This window comes from Marivita lacus, assembly GCF_014637725.1.
In the GTDB taxonomy this organism is placed as follows: domain Bacteria; phylum Pseudomonadota; class Alphaproteobacteria; order Rhodobacterales; family Rhodobacteraceae; genus Marivita; species Marivita lacus.
Window position 1 is genome coordinate 730,435 of the sequence record NZ_BMFC01000001.1, and the last position, 19,685, is coordinate 750,119.

General features: G+C 60.0%; 20 protein-coding genes. 13 read left to right on the forward strand and 7 right to left on the reverse strand.

What is annotated here, in order from left to right:
* Positions 1–17 precede the first annotated feature (17 nt).
* From puhA to IEV82_RS03590, 9 genes are all read left to right on the forward strand, one after another.
* Positions 18–797 carry a photosynthetic reaction center subunit H gene (puhA, locus tag IEV82_RS03550; protein ID WP_188480561.1) on the forward strand — a complete coding sequence of 260 codons (780 nt, stop codon included), beginning with the start codon at positions 18–20 and terminating at the stop codon, positions 795–797.
* Between the two features lie 53 nt (positions 798–850).
* Positions 851–1,489, forward strand: coding sequence for a photosynthetic complex putative assembly protein PuhB (gene puhB / locus IEV82_RS03555; RefSeq protein WP_188480562.1), 639 nt, complete (start codon positions 851–853; stop codon positions 1,487–1,489).
* A gap of 12 nt (positions 1,490–1,501) precedes the next feature.
* Positions 1,502–1,969, forward strand: a complete 468-nt coding sequence (gene puhC / locus IEV82_RS03560) for a photosynthetic complex assembly protein PuhC (RefSeq protein ID WP_188480563.1) — start codon at positions 1,502–1,504, stop codon at positions 1,967–1,969.
* An 18-nt stretch (positions 1,970–1,987) separates the two neighbouring features.
* On the forward strand, positions 1,988–2,284 hold the full coding sequence (locus IEV82_RS03565; RefSeq protein WP_188480564.1) for an O2-dependent cyclase accessory protein: 297 nt from the start codon (positions 1,988–1,990) through the stop codon (positions 2,282–2,284).
* On the forward strand, positions 2,281–3,432 hold the full coding sequence (gene acsF, locus IEV82_RS03570) for a magnesium-protoporphyrin IX monomethyl ester (oxidative) cyclase (RefSeq protein WP_188480565.1): 1,152 nt from the start codon (positions 2,281–2,283) through the stop codon (positions 3,430–3,432). Before IEV82_RS03565 ends, acsF begins: the two co-directional genes overlap by 4 nt.
* 93 nt (positions 3,433–3,525) lie before the next feature.
* Positions 3,526–4,344, forward strand: coding sequence for a putative photosynthetic complex assembly protein PuhE (puhE, locus tag IEV82_RS03575; RefSeq protein WP_188480803.1), 819 nt, complete (start codon positions 3,526–3,528; stop codon positions 4,342–4,344).
* Positions 4,334–5,548 carry a 5-aminolevulinate synthase gene (gene hemA / locus IEV82_RS03580; RefSeq protein WP_188480566.1) on the forward strand — a complete coding sequence of 405 codons (1,215 nt, stop codon included), beginning with the start codon at positions 4,334–4,336 and terminating at the stop codon, positions 5,546–5,548. The genes puhE and hemA overlap by 11 nt, the downstream gene beginning before the upstream one ends.
* Positions 5,549–5,654: 106 nt before the next feature.
* The gene (locus IEV82_RS03585) at positions 5,655–6,104 is read left to right on the forward strand and encodes a c-type cytochrome (protein WP_229747645.1); all 450 of its coding nucleotides are present in this window, start codon (positions 5,655–5,657) and stop codon (positions 6,102–6,104) included.
* Between the two features lie 135 nt (positions 6,105–6,239).
* Complete coding sequence (locus tag IEV82_RS03590) at positions 6,240–7,556, forward strand: UDP-glucose dehydrogenase family protein (protein ID WP_188480567.1); 1,317 nt, start codon at positions 6,240–6,242, stop codon at positions 7,554–7,556.
* A gap of 452 nt (positions 7,557–8,008) precedes the next feature.
* Here the strand turns inward: IEV82_RS03590 and IEV82_RS03595 are convergent, their stop codons facing one another.
* The gene (locus IEV82_RS03595; protein ID WP_188480568.1) at positions 8,009–8,575 is read right to left on the reverse strand and encodes a TlpA family protein disulfide reductase; all 567 of its coding nucleotides are present in this window, start codon (positions 8,573–8,575) and stop codon (positions 8,009–8,011) included.
* A 23-nt stretch (positions 8,576–8,598) separates the two neighbouring features.
* On the opposite strand from IEV82_RS03595, the gene argH reads away from it, so the two are divergent.
* The 4 genes from argH (at position 8,599) to IEV82_RS03615 (ending at position 14,521) form a co-directional block, all read left to right on the forward strand.
* Complete coding sequence (gene argH / locus IEV82_RS03600) at positions 8,599–9,990, forward strand: argininosuccinate lyase (RefSeq protein WP_188480569.1); 1,392 nt, start codon at positions 8,599–8,601, stop codon at positions 9,988–9,990.
* Between the two features lie 169 nt (positions 9,991–10,159).
* A complete protein-coding gene (locus IEV82_RS03605; protein ID WP_188480570.1) occupies positions 10,160–10,477 on the forward strand; it encodes a DUF2834 domain-containing protein in 318 nt (105 codons plus the stop codon).
* A 117-nt stretch (positions 10,478–10,594) separates the two neighbouring features.
* Entirely contained in the window at positions 10,595–11,860 is a 1,266-nt protein-coding gene (gene lysA, locus IEV82_RS03610) for a diaminopimelate decarboxylase (protein ID WP_188480571.1), read from the forward strand.
* A gap of 36 nt (positions 11,861–11,896) precedes the next feature.
* The gene (locus IEV82_RS03615) at positions 11,897–14,521 is read left to right on the forward strand and encodes a TIGR02302 family protein (RefSeq protein ID WP_188480572.1); all 2,625 of its coding nucleotides are present in this window, start codon (positions 11,897–11,899) and stop codon (positions 14,519–14,521) included.
* 31 nt (positions 14,522–14,552) lie between these two features.
* Here IEV82_RS03615 and arfB read toward each other — a convergent pair whose 3' ends face one another.
* The 6 genes from arfB to IEV82_RS03645 all read right to left on the reverse strand — a co-directional run bounded on the left by arfB (position 14,553) and on the right by IEV82_RS03645 (position 19,676).
* Positions 14,553–14,975, reverse strand: a complete 423-nt coding sequence (arfB, locus tag IEV82_RS03620; RefSeq protein WP_188480573.1) for an alternative ribosome rescue aminoacyl-tRNA hydrolase ArfB — start codon at positions 14,973–14,975, stop codon at positions 14,553–14,555.
* A gap of 261 nt (positions 14,976–15,236) precedes the next feature.
* Positions 15,237–15,866, reverse strand: a complete 630-nt coding sequence (locus IEV82_RS03625) for a queuosine precursor transporter (RefSeq protein ID WP_188480574.1) — start codon at positions 15,864–15,866, stop codon at positions 15,237–15,239.
* 91 nt (positions 15,867–15,957) lie between these two features.
* Positions 15,958–16,803 carry an esterase-like activity of phytase family protein gene (locus IEV82_RS03630; RefSeq protein ID WP_188480575.1) on the reverse strand — a complete coding sequence of 282 codons (846 nt, stop codon included), beginning with the start codon at positions 16,801–16,803 and terminating at the stop codon, positions 15,958–15,960.
* A gap of 6 nt (positions 16,804–16,809) precedes the next feature.
* Entirely contained in the window at positions 16,810–17,733 is a 924-nt protein-coding gene (gene mepA, locus IEV82_RS03635; RefSeq protein WP_188480576.1) for a penicillin-insensitive murein endopeptidase, read from the reverse strand.
* Positions 17,730–19,070, reverse strand: coding sequence for an MFS transporter (locus IEV82_RS03640; RefSeq protein WP_188480577.1), 1,341 nt, complete (start codon positions 19,068–19,070; stop codon positions 17,730–17,732). Before IEV82_RS03640 ends, mepA begins: the two co-directional genes overlap by 4 nt.
* Positions 19,071–19,124: 54 nt before the next feature.
* A complete protein-coding gene (locus IEV82_RS03645; RefSeq protein WP_188480578.1) occupies positions 19,125–19,676 on the reverse strand; it encodes a thioesterase family protein in 552 nt (183 codons plus the stop codon).
* Between the last annotated feature and the right edge of the window lie 9 nt (positions 19,677–19,685).

The following is a 19,685-nucleotide window of genomic DNA, read 5'->3' on the forward strand; positions in this document are numbered from 1 at the left end:
ATCAAGGAGTACTAAAGATGACCGAAGACTATATCCTTGGAAACCTCGACCTCGCGAGCATCTCGCTCTGGTTGTTTTTCATTTTCTTTGTCGGACTCGTGATCTGGATTCAGCGCGAAAACCAGCGTGAAGGCTATCCGCTGCTGGACGAAGACGGCAGCCAGGCCGATGCGGGCAGCGTCTTTCCGAACCCTGCTGACAAGACATTCCTGCTGCCGCACGGCCGCGGTGAATACACCGTTCCGTCGGGCCAGACCCCCGAGCGCAGCGATATCGACGGCAAGCTGACCAAGGCGTTCGAAAGCGGCGGCTTCCCCTTCGATCCGGTGGGTGATCCGATGGCAGATGGCGTTGGACCGGGCAGCTGGGCACCGCGCCGCGATGAGCCGGAGCTTGACGGTCATGGCCATCCGAAAATCATCCCGATGTCTGGCAGCGAGCATTTCCGCGTCTCCGCCGGGCGTGATCCGCGCGGTTTGCCGGTTGTTGCGGGCGACGGAGCAATCGTTGGCAAGGTCACCGACATGTGGATCGACGAGCCTGAACAGCTTGTGCGGTACCTCGAGCTGGAACTCGATGCCGAATATGGCGGCGGATCGCGGCTTGTGCCGATCACGTTCACCCGCATCTGGGGCAATCGGGTGAAGATCCGGTCGATCTTTGGAGAACACTTCGCCGGTGTGCCGCAAATCGCATCACCGCAGCAAATCACAAAGCTCGAGGAAGACAAGGTCAGCGCCTACTATGGTGGCGGCACGCTCTATGCGAGTCAGGCCCGTCTGGACCCACAGCTCTGATCGAAACCAAGTGCCAACAGCCGCAGCCACGGCTTTAGGAAAGGGAACCCACCATGACGCACGACGACTTCCAGATAGAGCCGGTGAAAGGTCTGCCAGAGAAACCTCCCGAGGGAGAGGTGATCCTCTGGCAGGGCAAGCCGGATTGGTGGGCCCTTTCCAAGGAATCCCTGAACCTTCTTTGGGTCGCAGGATATTTCGTCTTCCTTGCGGGCTGGCGGTTCGTGGCTGTGGTCGATCTGATGCCTTTGGGGCAGGCGATATGGGCCTCCGTGCCCTTCCTGTTCCTCGGTGCCATCGTTTGCGCCTTGCTGATCGGCATTGCCTGGGCGCAGGCCTTCTATACCGTCTACACCGTCACAAATCGCCGCGTTGCCATGCGAATCGGCGCGGCGCTGACCGTGACGCTCAACCTGCCTTACACGCAGATCGGCGCGGCCAATCTGGACCTGCGCAAGTCGGGCACCGGGACCATCGCGTTCGATCTGCTGGGGAACACGCAGATCAGCTACCTGGTCTGCTGGCCACATGTCCGCCCGTGGCGCGTTTCGCCGACACAACCGGCACTGCGCTGTATCCATGAGGCCGAAAAGATCGCCGCGATGATTTCCGAGGCGGCGCAGGCCCGTGTCTCGACCCCACGGGTTGAACGTACCACAGGCGCGGCACCCACTGCCGTTGCCGCAGAGTAAGGAGAGCTCAAGATGCAAACTCCAACTGCCGACAAGGCTCGCATCCACGCGAACGAACACGAGCTTGTTCCACGCTTCCTGGTGCGAGCGATGTTTGCTTTGGTCATGACTTGTCTGATCATGGTAAGTGTGTATCGCTGGATGGATGGGCCGGTGCGGTACACACCGCCCGACTCTCCCATCGTGATCGAGAAAACGCTGTTTCTCGAAGGAGCGATGAGCGGCGCCGCAACGGTGTTTGCCGAGGATGGCACGCTGATCGCGGAATATACGCCGGAAGAGGGTGGGTTCCTCTCTGGCATCTGGCGGGTCCTGCAACGGGAACGCACCAAGGCACGTGTCGACCTGAACGGTCCGGTGATCGTTCGGGCACGTGAAAACAACCGTATTGAGATCTTTGATCCCAGCACGGGATGGGGGGCCGACCTCATGGGGTTCGGCGCCGACAACTCGGCCGCCTTCGCCAGGCTGCTGAAATAACCGAGAGGGAATCGGACAATGGGTCTTTTGACAAAGGAAATCGAACGGGCACCGTGCACAGTGGAAATCAGTCACTGTTTCGAAAGCCTGCACGCACATGTGCGTTTCAACAACGGCGCGGTGATTTATCCCGGCGACGAGGTAAAGGTTCAGGGGCCGGAAATCATGGCGGCCTTCGGTGAGGTCGTGTCGGAGGATCGTGAAGCGATCATCGTCCGCGCCTCCAAGCTCGAACAGCTTTGGACGCGCCTTACGGGCGATTTCGAAGTGATGGAGCTTTGTGAATTCTCGTTCTCGGAAGAGGTGACGCTATGAACATGCAAGTGCCCCAAAATTCGCGCACCTCTGGTGCGACGCACACCGCCGACGCCACCACGGTCGAGGAAAGCCTTGCGATCCAGGAAGAGCAGGCGAAGTACGACGACAAGTTCGCGACTGAAACCGCGATGGCGAACACGCTGCTCACGCCGCGTTTCTACACCACGGATTTCGACGAGCTGGATGCGATCAATGTCGATGGAATCCGCGCCGAATGGGACGAGTTGATCGCCCAGATGGAAGCGGACCCGAACAAGGGCCACTTCAAGAAGAACGAAGACTGGGACCATGTCGATTGGGAGAACATGGAGCCGCAGCTCAAGAAGGAGTTCATTGATTTCCTGATCTCGAGCTGTACCGCCGAGTTCTCGGGCTGCGTGCTTTACAAGGAAATGAAGCGGCGCGGCAACAACAAGGACATCACCCAGCTGTTTCAGTTGATGGCGCGCGACGAGGCCCGGCATGCCGGGTTCATCAACGACGCGCTGCGCGAAGCGGGCCTGCGGGTGAACCTCGGTTTTCTGACGCAATCGAAGAAATACACTTATTTCCGGCCCAAGTTCATTTATTACGCCACCTACCTGTCGGAAAAGATCGGCTACGCCCGTTACATCACGATCTTCCGTCACCTTCAGGAGCATCCCGAGCATCGGTTCCACCCGATCTTCAAGTGGTTCGAAGAATGGTGCAACGACGAGTTCAGCCATGGCGAAGCCTTCGCGCTTCTGATGAAGACCGACCCCAAGCTGACCTCCGGCAGGAACGTGCTGTGGATCAAGTTCTTCCTGACCGCCGTCTATGCCACGATGTATGTCCGCGATCACCAGCGCCCCGCGTTCCACAAGGCCCTTGGCGTCGATCCGGATTGGTACGCGCATGAGGTCTTCACCAAGACATCCGAGCTGACCAAGCAGATCTTCCCGATCACGCTGGATATCGAACATCCTCGTTGGCAGCCGACGCTGGAACGTTTGCAGCGCGCCAATGTGCAGATTGCCTATGGCAAGAAGCAAGGTGGTCTGGGCGGCAAGATCAAGGAATGGCTCGGATCGGCGAAGGCGGCATCGTGCTTTGTGTCGCTCTATGCGATCCCTGCGAACAAGCACAAGGTTCCGAAAATCACACGACTCGTGCCCGCATATTAAAGCGGTTTCGCCGCCTGTCGGCGGCGACCGCGTGGGGGCCAGCCCCCCACACCCCCGGCATATTTGGAAAAAGAAGAAGGAAAAGACCGCGTGTTGACTGATCCATGGATTGCAGCCCTCGTGGCACTTTTTGTCTGGTGGTTTTCCACCGGTGCAATCCTGATGGTGGTCAAATACTCGGACCGGCATGGCGCGCGATTTGGACAGGCACTGACCTGGATCGCGTTGCCGGTGTTCTTTCTCGGGGCTTACGGAATCTGGCGCACGGCGCATCTGGACAGCACCGTTGCGGCGTATCAGGCATTTCTTGCTGCGCTTGCGCTTTGGGCCTGGATCGAGATGGCCTTTCTGACCGGCACGATCACGGGGCCGAATGTGCATGAATGCAAGCCGGATATTCCCGAGTGGGAGCGGTTCATTCGTGCCTGGGGCACCATCGCCTATCACGAGATGCTTCTGGCGACGACGCTGATCGGGCTTTGGCTGTTCACCCAGGATGCGGTCAACACCTTCGGGTTCTGGACGTTTGCAGTGCTGTTTTTTGCGCGGGTCTCGGCCAAGCTGAACCTGTTCCTCGGTGTGCCCAAGATCAACACCGAATTCCTGCCGCTGCCGCTTGCGCATCTTCCCAGCCATTTTCGCTATGCCAAGATGAACTGGCTGTTCCCGATTTCTGTCAGCGCGCTGACCTTTGCCGTCGCCTGCTGGCTTGAACGGCTTTATTTCGCCGAGTCCCTTGGGGACACGATCGGCTTTGCCCTGTTGGCGGCCATGACCGCGCTCGCGCTGCTCGAGCACTGGTTCATGGTTCTGCCGCTGCCCGACGAGAAGCTCTGGCGCTGGATGATCCCGGCGTCCAAACCAAAACAACAAGACAAGACGATACGAACGGAGGACGCCCATGGACTTTGACAGCCTGTTCAATGCCCAGCTCAATGCCCTTAAAAAAGAGGGGAATTACCGCATATTCGCAGAACTGGAGCGCAAATGCGGCGCGTTTCCCAAGGCGAAGTCACATGATGACAACTGCCCGGACGAAGTGACCGTGTGGTGTTCGAATGACTATCTCGGCATGGGTCAGCATCCCAAGGTTATCAAGTCCATGCAGGATGCAGTGGCCGAAAACGGCTGCGGTGCCGGTGGTACGCGCAACATCAGCGGGACGAACCATCAGCACAAGTTGCTGGAGACCGAACTTGCCGATCTGCATGGCAAGGAAGCAGCGCTGCTCTTCACTTCGGGCTACGTGTCGAACTGGGCTGCGTTGTCGACCCTCGGGTCGCGCCTGCCCGATGCGGTGATCCTGTCGGACGAGCTCAATCATGCGTCGATGATCGAAGGCATCCGCCACGCGCGCTGCAACAAGGTCATCTGGAAGCACAACGATCCCGAAGACCTGGATCGCAAGCTGGCGGCGTTGCCGTCGAACGCGACCAAGATCGTGGCCTTCGAATCTGTCTATTCGATGGATGGCGACATCTGCCCGATGAAAGAGATCGTCGAAGTGGCCGAAAAGCACGGCGCGATGACCTATCTTGACGAAGTGCATGCGGTCGGCATGTACGGCCCGCGCGGAGGTGGCGTTTCCGAGCGTGAAGGTCTGGCCGACCGGATCACCCTGATCGAGGGAACGCTGGGCAAGGCATTCGGTGTCATGGGCGGCTACATCACCGGGTCCGAGTCGATGTGTGATTTCATCCGGTCCTTTTCGTCCGGGTTCATTTTTACCACCGCATTGCCCCCGGCAGTCGCAGCGGCAGCACGGACATCGATCCAGCACCTCAAGACAAGCGACACTGAACGGCGCAACCAGCAGATCCAGGTTGCCAAACTGCGTCTGCGTCTCGATGACATGGGTATCCCGCATCTCGACAATCCGAGCCACATCATCCCGGTGATGATCAAGGATCCGGTCAAATGCCGCATGCTCGCGGACATCCTGATGCAGGAATATGGAATCTACGTGCAGCCGATCAACTATCCAACGGTGCCCAAGGGAACCGAGCGTCTGCGCTTCACGCCAGGCCCGCTACATTCGGACGCAGATATCGAACACCTTGTTCAGGCGCTCTCAACCCTTTGGAAACAGTGCGCGATCGCCCATCAGGTCGCTTGACTTCAACGGGCCTCCGGTTAGGTGTTACCGCACAACAGATGTTTGCTATTGGTTAACATGGCAAGAGCGCGTTAGGTTGCGCCGAACACGAGAGAGGAGTTCAACAATGAAGTTGATGATCGCTACTGCGGCCATGCTGCTGGCCGGATCCGGTGCTGCTTTTGCACAGGATGCGTCTGCCGGCGAAAAAGAATTCAACAAGTGCAAGTCCTGCCACATGATCGTGGCGGAGGATGGCACGGAAATCGTAAAGGGCGGCCGCACAGGTCCGAACCTTTGGAACATCATCGGTCGCAAGGCCGGGACAGTCGAAGATTTCCGCTATGGTGACAGCCTGGTGGCAGCCGGTGAGGCTGGTCTCGTCTGGAACGAAGAGACCTTTGTCGCCTACGTGCAGGACCCCAAGGGCTTCCTTGCGGAATACCTTGACGACAGCGGTGCACGGTCGAAGATGTCGTACCGCCTGCGCAGTGGTATGGAAGATGTCTACGCTTATCTCGTGACGGTCAGCCCAGATGCCGATACGGTACACGAAGGCACAGGATCGGGCTCTTAACAAGTCTGAAAAACAGCTGGAGATTGGGGCGCGCTGCCACAGCGCGCCCTTTTCTTTTGAGGCAGCGACGCAGCACAGTTGACCACTCCGGACCACTCGCGCAAAACACGGCCCAAGAACAACAGGGGCAGTGCCATGAAAATTGCGATGATCGGGACCGGGTATGTTGGTCTGGTGTCGGGCGTGTGTTTTTCCGATTTCGGTCACAACGTGGTGTGCGTCGACAAGGACCAGCGCAAGATCGACATGCTGGAGCGGGGCGAGGTGCCGATCTACGAGCCCGGTCTCGATGCGCTCATGGCCAAGAACGTGGAGGCGGGTCGTCTGGCCTTCACGCTTGATCTGGCGTCTGCCATCGAGGGGGCCGAAGCGGTGTTCATCGCCGTTGGCACACCGACGCGCCGCGGCGATGGGCATGCCGACCTGACCTATGTGATGGCGGCCGCAGAGGAGATCGCAAGGGCGGCCAAGGACTACGTCGTCATTGTCACGAAATCGACGGTGCCGGTCGGCACGAACCGCAAGGTGCGCGAGGTGGTTGCCGCGGCCAATCCGGAGCTTGAGTTCGACGTGGCCTCCAACCCGGAGTTCCTGCGCGAAGGTGCGGCAATCGACGATTTCATGAAACCTGACCGGGTTGTGGTCGGGGTGGAAAGCGACCGCGCGTCAAAAGTGATGAGCGAGATTTACCGCCCGCTCTACCTGCGCGATTTTCCCATCGTGACAACGGACCTCGAATCCGCCGAGATGATCAAATACGCGGCCAATGCGTTCCTCGCGACCAAGATCACCTTCATCAACGAGATCGCAGCACTGTGCGAAAAGGTCGGTGCGGATGTCAAACAGGTGTCCAAAGGCATGGGGATGGACAACCGCATCGGCAACAAGTTCCTGCATGCGGGGCCGGGCTATGGCGGATCGTGTTTTCCCAAGGACACCAAGGCGCTGGCCCGGATCGGCCAGGAACACGCCAGCCCGATGTATATCACCGAAGCCGTGATCGCGGTGAACGAGGACATGAAGCGGCGCATGATCGAAAAGCTTCAGGACCTCTGTGACGGATCGTTCAACGGCAAGACGATCGCGGTGCTGGGCGTGACGTTCAAACCCAACACCGACGACATGCGCGATGCACCGTCACTGACCATCGTTCCTGCTCTTGTCGGGGGCGGCGCGAAGGTGCGCGTGTGTGACCCGCAGGGCCAGCACGAGGGGGAAGTGTTGCTGCCGGGCGTACAATGGCAGGACGATCCGTATGACGCCGCCACGGGCGCTGACCTCATCGTGCTGCTGACCGAGTGGAACGAGTTCCGTGCCCTCGACCTGGGCAAGATCGCCGAGAGCATGACGCGCCCTGCGATGGCCGACCTTCGCAACATCTACAATGCGACCGTCGCGCGAGATGCGGGTTTTGTCGCCTATGACAGCGTTGGGCGGATCGGGTTTTCCTGAGGGCAGAAGCCTCGATGTGATTCTTTCGGGATTGCCGAGCAACGAAGTTATTGAGTCGGAAATGTGGCGGGATTAAAGCGCGGCTTTCGGACAAAGGCTGTGTGCTTCGACCAATTGTTCGCGGTTTCAGGGCGCAAGCAGCCGAATAAGGCGAAACGCTTTGCCATCCGCCACATTTCTGCCAAGAACAGACCTGTCGGGCGGGGGCTCGAACCAAGGTGTGTCCATGCGTCAGGTCTCTGACACTGTCCACTCTCTCATTTTGCTCACGGACTGCGCGTTGCGCGGATATGTGGCGCATGGTGACTGCACCGAAACAGCTCAGGAGCTTCGGACCTGAACATACTCCAAGGCACGCGCGGGGGCGCGGATGGCAGCTACAACCATTCGACGAGGTGAAGCGCCGTGTGCCCGGGAGATGTCCGAAGCTCCTGCTGACTGTTCGAGGGGTTTCAGCCAGCCGTGTCTTTGCCGAGAATGGTGCGCAGGATGTCCTTTGCATTGTCCGAAGCCCAGTCGGCATCGCCGCGCATCCGGGCAACCTCTTGGCCTTCGGGGTTCAGGATCACGGTGATCGGCAAGCCCAGAACCCCCATTTCCCGCGCCAGTCCGGATTGCGGATCGCGGTAGAGCGGCAGGTTGTCCACGCCGATCTCGTCAAAGAACGCTTTCATCGCGGGAGGAGGATTGCGACCGGTGGCGATTGTCACCACGTCGAAATCCGCGCCGCCGAATTCGGTCTGCAATTCTGACAGCATCGGCATTTCCTTGCGACAGGGCGCGCACCAGGTGGCCCAGAAGTTCAGAAGCACCCACTTGCCCTTGTACTGTTCCAAGGACATGGGTGCCTCGTCAAACGTAGTGAATTCCGCAGTTCCGGCGGGTTGCGCGTCACTGTGGAACGTCAGTTTCTTCATGTCGCCTTCACGCATGGCCTCGGCTTTGGCCAGATCGGCCAGCGCGGGATTTGCAAGCGACACGAGGCCCGTATAGAGGATGGCGGCAAGAATTTTCTTCATTTTCCCTCCGAAGGGGTAAGACCATGTCCGACAAATCCTCGAACCAGATGTGGGGCGGCCGCTTTGCCGCTGGACCCGATGCGATCATGGAGGCAATCAACGCCTCGATCGGGTTCGACAAACGTATGGCAGCACAGGACATCGCCGGCTCGAGAGCTCACGCCGCAATGCTTGCCGCGCAAGGCATCATAACATCTAGCGATGCCGAGGCGATGCGGGAAGGCTTGCTCACCGTATTGTCAGAGATTGAAACAGGCGTATTTCAGTTCTCGACCGCTTTGGAAGACATCCACATGAACGTGGAGGCGCGGTTGAAAGAAGTGATCGGCGCACCCGCAGGCCGTTTGCACACAGGCCGGTCGCGCAACGATCAGGTGGCGACGGATTTCCGGCTTTGGGTGCGGGATCAACTGGATGCCGCTTCTTCGGGCCTCACGGCCCTTATCAGCGCGCTTGTGGCACAGGCCGAGATGGGCGCGGATTGGGTGATGCCGGGATTTACCCATTTGCAGACCGCGCAGCCGGTGACATGGGGCCATCATATGTTGGCCTATGTCGAGATGTTCGCCCGCGACCTGAACCGCGTGCAGGACGCGCGGAAGCGGATGAACGAATCGCCCTTGGGCGCAGCAGCCTTGGCCGGCACGTCTTTTCCCATCGACCGGGACATGACGGCTCTGGCGCTGGGCTTTGACCGGCCGATGGCCAACAGCCTGGATGCGGTCAGCGACCGTGATTTCGCGCTGGAGTTCCTGAGTGTCGCCAGCATCAGCGCGATGCACCTCAGCCGCTTTGCGGAAGAGTTGGTGATCTGGTCGTCGGTGCAGTTCCGGTTCGTCACGCTGTCCGACCGCTTTTCGACCGGGTCGTCGATCATGCCGCAAAAAAAGAACCCTGACGCGGCCGAGCTGATCCGCGCCAAGGTCGGGCGGATTTTCGGGGCGAATGTCGCGCTGATGATGGTGATGAAGGGTCTGCCGTTGGCCTATTCCAAGGACATGCAGGAAGACAAGGAACAGGTCTTTGATGCCGCCGACAACTGGATGCTCGCGCTCGCCGCGATGGAGGGCATGGTCAAGGACATGACCGCCAATCGCACCAACCTCGAGGCGGCGGCCTCTGCCGGGTTCTCAACGGCGACCGATCTGGCGGACTGGCTTGTGCGGACGCTCGACCTACCTTTCCGGGACGCGCACCATGTCACCGGGTCACTGGTGGCGATGGCGGAACAGAAGGGATGCGATTTGCCTGATCTGAGCCTTGAGGACATGCAGTCGGTGCACGAAGCGATCACCGCCGATGTGTTCGACGTGCTGGGCGTCCATAACTCGGTGGCCAGCCGCACCAGCTATGGCGGCACCGCCCCGGTTCGGGTTCGGGAACAGGTCGCGCGCTGGAAAGAGGTGCTTGAATGAAAACCGTCACCCTGATTGCCGGTTTGGCCCTGCTAGCGGCCTGTGGCGCAGATGGCCCACCCATTACGCCGTCGCTCAACACGACACTGTCTGTCGGGTCGGACGGTCTGCACAGCTCGACAGGTGTTTCCTTGCGATCAGGGCCCGTTACACTGGGAGCACGCTTCTGATGTCGCCCATGCGCTGGATCTATCTTGCCCTCGCCATATGGGGCACCATTCACCCGATGTATTACTTCATGTCGTACCTTTCTGCCAATGACTGGAGTCTCGGGGCGCTGATTGATGCGTGGTACGTCAACGATTCAACAACCGGCCTGACCTGGGATCTGACGATCGCCGCCATATCGCTGACCATCTGGATCATCGCAGAGGTCGCAGTGCGTCGGAACTGGGTGGCGTTGATCGCGATCCCGGCCACCTATTGCATCGGGGTCAGCTGCGGATTGCCGCTTTACCTGTTCCTGCGCTCGAAGCCGATCACCTGAGCCGGGTTTTCGGGGCGTCGGCCAAGCGGACGCGGCTTATACTCGGAGTGAAAACGCAAGGGCTGGCGCAATACTCCATGCTGCGCTACTGCAGCGCGGTCTGTTCTGGAGGCGTGTGTGGACCATTTCCTGTATCGTGACGGCGAGCTTTATGCAGAAGACGTGCCTGTTGCGGATATCGCGGCGGCGGTCGGCACGCCGTTCTACCTCTATTCGACGGCAACTTTGACGCGCCATTACCAGCTCTTCGATGAGGCGTTGAACGGCATGGAGCACATGGTGTGCTACGCGATGAAAGCGGCATCCAACCAGGCGATTCTCAAGACGCTGGCAGATCTGGGCGCAGGCATGGATGTCGTGTCCGGCGGCGAATACGCCCGGGCCAAGGCGGCGGGCGTGCCCGGTGATCGGATCGTGTTTTCCGGCGTGGGCAAGACGCGCCCGGAGATAAAGGCAGCGCTGGAAGGTGGGATTCGCCAGTTCAACGTCGAAAGCGAACCCGAGTTGGCGGTTATTTCCGAAGTTGCAGCCAGTCTGGGCAAGATCGCGCCGATCACGATCCGGGTGAATCCCGATGTTGATGCCAAGACCCACGCCAAGATCGCCACCGGCAAATCCGAGAACAAGTTCGGGATCCCGATCTCGAAGGCGCGTGCGGTTTATGCCGAAGCGGCCAGTCTGCCCGGGATCGACGTGATCGGGATCGACGTGCATATCGGCTCTCAGCTGACCGAACTGGACCCTTATGAACTGGCATATCAGAAAGTTGCGGAACTGACCGAGCAGTTGCGCGCGGATGGACATAACATTCGGCGGCTTGATCTGGGCGGGGGGCTTGGTATCCCGTACACCCGTACCAACCAGGCACCGCCCCTGCCGTCGGATTACGGCGCGCTGATCAAGCGGACTGTGGGCCATCTGGGCTGCGAGATCGAGATCGAACCGGGCCGCCTGATTGCCGGGAATGCGGGGATTCTGGTCAGCCGGGTGATCTACGTCAAGCAGGGGGAAGGACGGCAGTTCCTGATCCTTGACGGGGCGATGAACGACCTTATTCGTCCGGCCATGTATGACGCCCATCATGATATTGTGCCGATTCTCGAACCGGCACCCGGTGTTGAACATCAGCCCTACGATGTTGTTGGTCCTGTATGCGAATCCGGCGATACCTTTGCCAAGAATCGCATGATGCCGCCGCTGCGGGCAGGGGATCTCGTGGCCTTCAGATCTGCGGGTGCCTATGGTGCCGTGATGGCCAGTGAGTACAATACAAGGCCCCTTGTGCCCGAAGTTTTGGCAAAGGGTGATCAATTCGCTGTCATCCGGGCGCGTCCCGACTTTGACGAAATCATAAACCGAGATACCATCCCCCCATGGCTGTGAGGCATTCACCTGCGGTCATCAAACCGGGAGATCGGAATGACCGCACGGGATGAACTGCCCACCGAGATCAATACGGCCTTGCGCAGGCCCCTGTTCCTGACCCGTTTGGGGATGGGATCAGAGGTCATCGTGCGCGCATTCTGGCCATTCTGGTCGGTTCTGTTCGCCGGTCTGGCCTTCCTCATGCTGGGGTTGCAGGATCATCTGCCGGCCGAAGCGGTCTGGAGTTTTCTGGCTTTGGCCGCCGTGTCGACGGTTTGGGCGCTGGCGCGCGGTGTGCGCCGATTTTACGTGCCGACAGAGGCTTCGGCCTTGGCGCGGCTGGACGCAACGCTGCCCGGGAACCCGATCCTTGCCGCGATGGACAGTCAGGCGATCGGTGCGGGTGATCCGGCCTCGCTCGCCGTCTGGAACGCACACCAGGCCCGAATGGTTGCACGTTTGAAAGACGCCAAGGCTGCGGAGCCTGATCTGCGTGTCTCACGGGCCGACCCGTTCGCACTGCGCTATGTCGCGGTGCTGGCCTTCCTGGTCGCGGCCATATTCGGCTCGCTTCTAAAGGTGCAAACCGTTTCGGCCATGGGCCCGACCGGATCAGACCTTGCGTCCGGTCCCACGTGGGAAGGCTGGCTGGAGCCGCCGCATTACACGGGTCGGCCGTCGATTTACCTGAACGACATTCGGGATGCGCGTCTGGAAACGCCCCAAGGCAGCCGGGTCACTCTGCGCTTTTATGGCGAGGTCGGTGTTCTAAGCGTGACAGAGACCGTCTCGAACCGGGCATCACCAACCGCCACACCGGAAGAACTTGTCGCGGTATCGACAAGCACAGCGCAAGAATTCACGGTCACCCGGTCTGGGCAACTCGAGATCGAAGGGCCGGGCGGCCGGGTTTGGGAAGTTGTTGCTACTCCCGACCGTGCACCCGAGGTGGCCCGCGATGGCGAGATCGAGGTCAGTTACGAGGGCGAAGCGCAGATCCCGTTTACAGCGCGAGATGATTACGGCGTTGCGGCTGGCACCGCGCGGATCGAACTTGCGCTGGACGACGTTGATCGGCGCTACGGCTTGCGGATCGAGCCTGAACCGCGAGCGGTCATCGAGCTGCCACTTCCTATGCCGATTGCGGGTGATCGGTCCGAATTCACCGAAACGTTGATCGACAATTTTTCCGAACATCCATGGGCCAATCTGCCGGTCTCCATCAGCCTGACCGTGACCGACGAAGCGGACCAGATCGGTGAGGCGGCACCCGAAGTGATCGCCCTGCCGGGGCGTCGGTTCTTCGATCCGATGGCCAGCGCGATCATCGACCTGCGCCGGTCGTTGTTGTGGAACCGCGAGAATGCCGACGATGTGGCGATGTTGATGCGCGCGATTTCGCATCGGCCGGACGATGTGTTCCGCTCCAGTACTGATTTCCTGCGCCTGCGCACCATCATGCGCCGTGTCGAGGCCTTGTCCCGCGTGACAATGAGCGACGATCAGCAAGCCGAGATTGCGCAGGCCATGTGGGATTTGGCGATACGGCTCGAAGAAGGTGATCTTGAGGATGCGCTGGAGCGCCTGCAACGCGCGCAGGACCGTCTGTCCGAGGCGATGCGCAATGGGGCATCTGATCAGGAAATCGCCGAACTGATGCAGGAATTGCGCGATGCAACGGACGATTACCTGCGCCAATTGTCCCGTCAGGCGCAGCAAGACCAGCAGGACAACCCTGATCAGGAAATGACTCAGAACCAGAACATGATGGAGATGAGCCAGAACGACCTGCAGGAAATGATGGACCGCATCCAGGAGTTGATGGAGCAGGGCCGCATGGCCGAAGCTCAGGAAGCTCTCGAACAACTGCGCCAGATGATGGAGAACATGCAGGTCACCCAGGGTCAGGGCCAGCAGGGCCAGTCTCCGGGTGATCAGGCGATGGAAGGTCTTGCGGAAACCCTGCGCGAGCAGCAGGGGTTGTCAGATCAGGCGTTCCGCGATTTGCAGGAACAGTTCAATCCGGGCCAGCAGGGTCAACAAGGCCAGCAGGGCGAGCAAGGGCAACAGGGTCAGCAGCCCGGGCAAGAACCCGGCCAGCAGGGTCAGGGTCAACAGCAGGGTCAAGGCCAAGGTCAGGGGCAGCAACCGGGGCAAGGGCAGAATGGCGAAGGCCAAAGCCTTGAGGACAGTCTTGCCGAGCGGCAGCGCGCGCTGCGCGATGAACTGAACCGTCAATCGCAAAACCTGCCCGGAGCAGGGACCGAGTCGGGCGATGCGGCGCGTGAGGCGCTGGATCGGGCCGAAGGAGCCATGGAAGGTGCCGAAGAGTCGCTGCGCGAGAATGACCTTGCCGGTGCCATCGACAACCAGTCCGAGGCAATGGAAGCGCTGCGCGAGGGGATGCGCAATCTTGGCGAGGCTATGGCCCAACAGCAACAGCAGGGCCAAGGTCAGCAGGGAATGGCGGAAGGCGCCGATCCGGGCCAGCAGCGCGATCCGCTGGGTCGGAACACTGGGTCCAATGGTCAGATCGGGTCGAACGAGAACTTGCTGCAGGGTGAGGATGTGTATCGTCGGGCCCGCGAGCTTCTGGATGAGATTCGGCGCCGCTCCGGTGAGGGCGAACGCCCAGAGGAAGAGCTTGAGTACCTCGAACGGTTGCTTGACCGGTTCTGATCGGGCGCCCTGGGCAAACATGCGGCCCGGATCATGTATCCGGGTCAATCTTGCCACGGAGTGATTTCACCTCACCCCGCACCTTCTTTTCCTTGAGCCGTCGCTTCTTTGATCCCAGTGTCGGTTTCGTGGCGACCCGCCGTTTGGGTGGGGTCAGCGCAGCAACGATCATCTCTTTCAATCGATCTCGTGCAATATCACGGTTGCGCGCCTGAGACCGTGTCTCGTCGACCTGAAGGACAATCGCACCCTCCTTGGTCCATCTTCGCCCAGCGATCCGGCGCAGGCGGGTTTTCACCGGACCCGGCAAGTTGGGAGAGCGATCCGCCTCAAAGCGCAGTTCCACCGCTGATGAGACCTTGTTCACGTTCTGCCCGCCGGGGCCGGACGCACGGATGAACTGTTCCGTCAGTTCCCAGTCTTCGATGGTGATGCGGTCTGAAATCTGAAGCATGGCCAGTACCATAATGCGCGGGGGATCACACAAAAAGGGCCGCCACATGGGCGACCCTTCGAGACTTACGGAGGTGGGGTTCGGTTAGGTTCCACACCAATTCGATGGGTTCATCACCCAGGGGCTGCCCTAGATGCTTGCCTCTCGAACTGTTCCGACACCTCTCTCCAATACCTCTCTCGACACTGGATCACCTCCTTTCAGCTGTTGATAAAACGCATCTTCAGCGTGACAGGCTTTGCGCGGGGTGCAACCCTTTTCTTACGAAAAGGCCGCTTTTTCACGAAAACGCAAAACGATGAGTCGAAATGGTATCAGTGCCAGCAAGGCCAACGCGATCTTGACCATCCAGTCGGCAACCGCCAGAGACACCCAAAGCGGGGCCACCGGGCCAACGCCCAGCATCGGGAGCATTTCGCCCGCCCATGAAACGTCGTTTGCCGGTTCGATAAAGCTCAGACTTGCCGAGAACGCGATGCTGAAAAACAGCGCAGTATCGACCGACGCGCCGATCAGCGTGGATGCAAGCGGCGCGCGCCACCATGCGCCATCGCGCATCTTGTCAAAGATCGACACGTCCAGAAGTTGCGCCGTCAGAAACGCGATGCCCGAGCCGAGTGCGATCCGCAAGGTGACGAGCGGGCCGAATTCGCCCTGGATCTGTGTGCCGATCAGCGAACAGATCACGCCGACGATGAATCCGGCAAAGACCACCCGGCGCGCGGCGCTGGGGCCGTAGAGGCGGTTCATCACATCGGTGACGAGAAAGGCAAGAGGATAGGTGAAGGCTCCCCATGTCAGCCAGTTTCCGAACAGGAACTGGACAAGGATGTTGGAGGCCAACACGATGAGGGCCATGGCAATGATGCCAGGAATATGTGTGCGGGTCATTGTGACTCCCGTTTTGCCAAGGTTGCGGGGACTTGATTCCCGAAATTCGGGAATGGCGGGACGCATATAGCGCCGCTCCGGGACAGACAAGCTATTTGCAGACTGCGTATTCGACGATCTCGGTTTTCTGCAGGAACAGGAAATTGTCGTCCGACACCATGGTCAGCCGCAATGACCCGTCAGACGCGGCCCATACCGCCAGCCCTTCGAGGTTGTCGTGTTGGCGCGGTTCTGTCGTCAAAAGGGTTTCGCCCGGAACCCCGTCGCCCGGTGATATGTCGAATCGCCGTACCCGAGAGGAAAACCCGAACCCTGTAAAGCCGCGTTCAAGGACATAGAGCCTGCCATCTGGACCGATATCCGCGCCCACCGGAAGCAGCCCGTCATCGCGGGAAATCGACATGGGTTGATCCCAGCCTTTGTCGCTTCGGAAGCGAAACACAGGAAACGGCGATTGAAGGTCTTGGGAATATTCAGGCAGCGCGTAGACCGTGCCATCCGGAGCAATCGCCAAGGCTTCGAGTCCGCGATTGTTGGGCAGTGACTGGATATCGGGATGCGTCGGCAAAGCGGACCATGTGCCGTCGAGGTCACGGCGCAGGACGCGGTTGTCGCTTTCCAACGACACATAAAGACGACCCTCCGCATCACGGGCCAAGCCTTCGGTGTCACGGATCGAGGGATGTGCGAACAGGCTGTCGGGAAAATCCAACGGGGTCATCTCGGCGCTGCGGACGCCGATGATCCGGTCCCCATGCCGAAAGATCGTCCCCTCGATCAGGTGTCCGCGATCGCTGAGCATGACAAATCCAGCGCCATCCGGGGCAAGTGTGATCCCGGAATACCCGCCAAAGCCGTCACGCTCTTTTGTCCAGTGATAGGACGACAGGAACCGGGCCGCGTGGCTGTTGTTTCCCAAACCGCGATCAGTGCTCAAGACATGTCAGTTTGAGGCCAGCACGGCAGCACATTGTCCGGGCAAATCCGCAAGCGTCAATTCGCGCTTCGGAACCGGTCTGGGTGCGTTCGGATCGGGCGGCGGTGGATTGAGGATGTTGTTGACCCATTGCTGCGCGTCGTCACACCCATCGCCGCGCGGCGGCGCATCTTGATCGACGCAACCTGTCATGCCGCGGGGGCAGGCCAGTCGCACGTGGAAATGGTAGTGGTGCCCGTACCAGGGGCGGATTTTGTTCAGGTAGCTTCGGTCTCCGGTTTCGGCATTGCACATGGCAACCTTGGCTCCGGGGAACACGAAGATGCGCGAGACCCTAGGATCGCTGGCGGCTGCCTTGATGATGTTGTGATGTGACTTGGTCCATTGGTCATTGATGAAGGCACCATTGGACCGGCGCATCGAGATGGACGAAATGTTTTCGCGATCCGTGCGGCTCAGGTTCAGATTGGCCGCCGGAAGCATCCAGATATCGGCATCCAGTCCGATCTGGTGGCTTGCGTGCCCTGTCAGCATCGGTCCGCCGCGCGGTTGGCTGATGTCGCCGACATAGATGCCGTTCCAGCCCGGTTCCTGCGCGGCGATGCGCGACAGATCCTGAAGAAAATCGACCGTAATCGGAAGACCCCAGTTGCGGTTCCGCGACAGGCGCATCGCCTGCCAGGTCGGTCCGGTTTCGGACAATTGCACCTGCCCAGCAGCACAGCCCTTGGCATAGCTGCCATAAGCTGCGGGTGTCTGGCTTGACCCGTTTTCCATGCCGCCGAACAGCTGTTTGGCCTGCCGGGTGCTGAGAACGCTGCTGACACGCGGACTGCTTACCGATGTCGCGTCTGCGCTGGGTGAACCACTGTCGTTGCCACAGGCTGTCAGCAGAAAGGCCAGTCCGAGAATGATTGAAAATCGTTTCATGACGCTGCTCGTCTCCCGTTCGGGTTGACCCAGACTAACAACACAAGGCCGATCAGGAAAAGACCTATCACGGGACTCACGCCCAATTGTTGCGAGCCGGTGGCGTAAGTGGTGACCCCGATGAGCAAAGGTGCCAGGAAACTGGTCGCTTTTCCAGATAGTGCGTATAATCCGAACGCTTCGGTCATGCGTGCGGGATTGGCCTGCCTGACCATCATCGTGCGGCTGGCCGACTGGATCACGCCCCCGGCCGCACCGATCACCGCACCGATGATGTAGAACGCGATATCGGGCAGGGTCGATCCCTCTGGCAGTGGAACTCCGAACATTGCGTCCCGGGAAATCAGAACGATGGCGACGGCCATGGCTGTCAGCGCAAGAATGCAGGACACGATCACCGGTTTGGGCCCGAACCGGGAATCCGCCATGCCGCCCAGCCATGCAGCGATGGCCCCGGTGATGATGGCGATGATGCCGAAGATGCCGACGTTCTGAACGCTCCAGCCCAAGACACCGGCGGCATAGATGCCTCCGAATGCATACATCCCGTTCAACGCGTCCCGGTAGAACATCGCCGATCCGAGATACGCAAAGAGCGACCGGTCCTGCGGCAGGTGCCACAAGGTGGACTTGAGGTCGGTCAGCGCCTTTTTGACTGCGCCTTTTGGGGCTGTTGCGGACTTCGGATCGCGCACGAACAGGAAAAACGGGATCATGAACACGATGAACCAGATCGCCGTCAGCGGTCCCACGAACCGTGTGCCCTCGCGCGCCTCTGGATCGAGGCCCAGAACCGGTTCCATTCCGATCAGTGTGCGTCCTGTTGCGGAGTTTTCGGCAAAGAACAGCAACATGATCACCAGTGCCACCAGACCGCCAAGATAGCCGAACGCCCAGCCGTTGCCAGAGATCCGCCCGATCTGTTCGGGTGGGCCAAGGTCCGGCAACATGGAGTTGGTGAAGGTCGTCGCGAACTCCATCCCGATCATGCCGATGGCAAAGAAGGACAGGATCAGGACAAGGTTGTAGTCGCCGGGTGCGGCGGACCACAGCCCGGCGGCTCCGACAACATACATGACCGAAAACAGCCAGATCCAGCGCAGGCGGTTCCCACCTGTGTCGGCCAGCGCGCCAAGCACCGGGGCCAGCAGCGCAATCACGATGCCGGCAGCGCCGATCCCGAACCCCCACGCGGACTGCGCGGCGGTGCCATCGCCCAACAGTTCGGTGATGTAGGGGGCAAATATAAAGGTGATGAGAAGAGTGTTGTACGGCTGGCTGGCCCAGTCGAAAAAGAACCAGCCCCAAATCCGTTTGCGCAATGAAGCGTTCGCCATGCCAAATCCCCCTGCGGAGGTTATGGGTGCGAAACCCCAGCGCGGCAAGCGTCGTCAGGGCGAAACGGCGTCTTGCATCGGCGGCCATGGCCGGGCGTCCTCGGCGCGCAGCCAGTCTGCCACCCAATCGGGCATTTCGGGCGAGGCTGTATCCTCCATACCCATCGCGGCGATAACGCGGCTGGTCGGAACGATCCCGTTTCTGTCTGTCACAGCCGAGCGGTAGACGGCGTGGTTTGCACACTCGTCGTGCCCTTTCCACATCGACTGTTCGATGTAGAGAAATCGGTCGTCCCAGCACAGCAACCGGCTGCGCATCTCGAACTTTTCGAACGTACGGACGCGGCGCCTGTACCGTACGACAACCCCTGCCATCGTCAGCCCCCAGCGTTCGCGTCTGATCACGTCGATCAGGCCATTGGCTTGTGCCATCGGAATGCGCCCGAGATCATAAAGCGTCAATGTCCGGCCGTTGTTGAGCTCCATCCACATGTCGATGTCCCAGGGCCAGCACCGATGTTGCGACACATAGGTGGCGAATGGTCCGAGCTTCGGGGATTTGCGCGCTTTCCAGATGCCAAGCGCCATGCGGATGAACGGGTACATCGGGTCCTC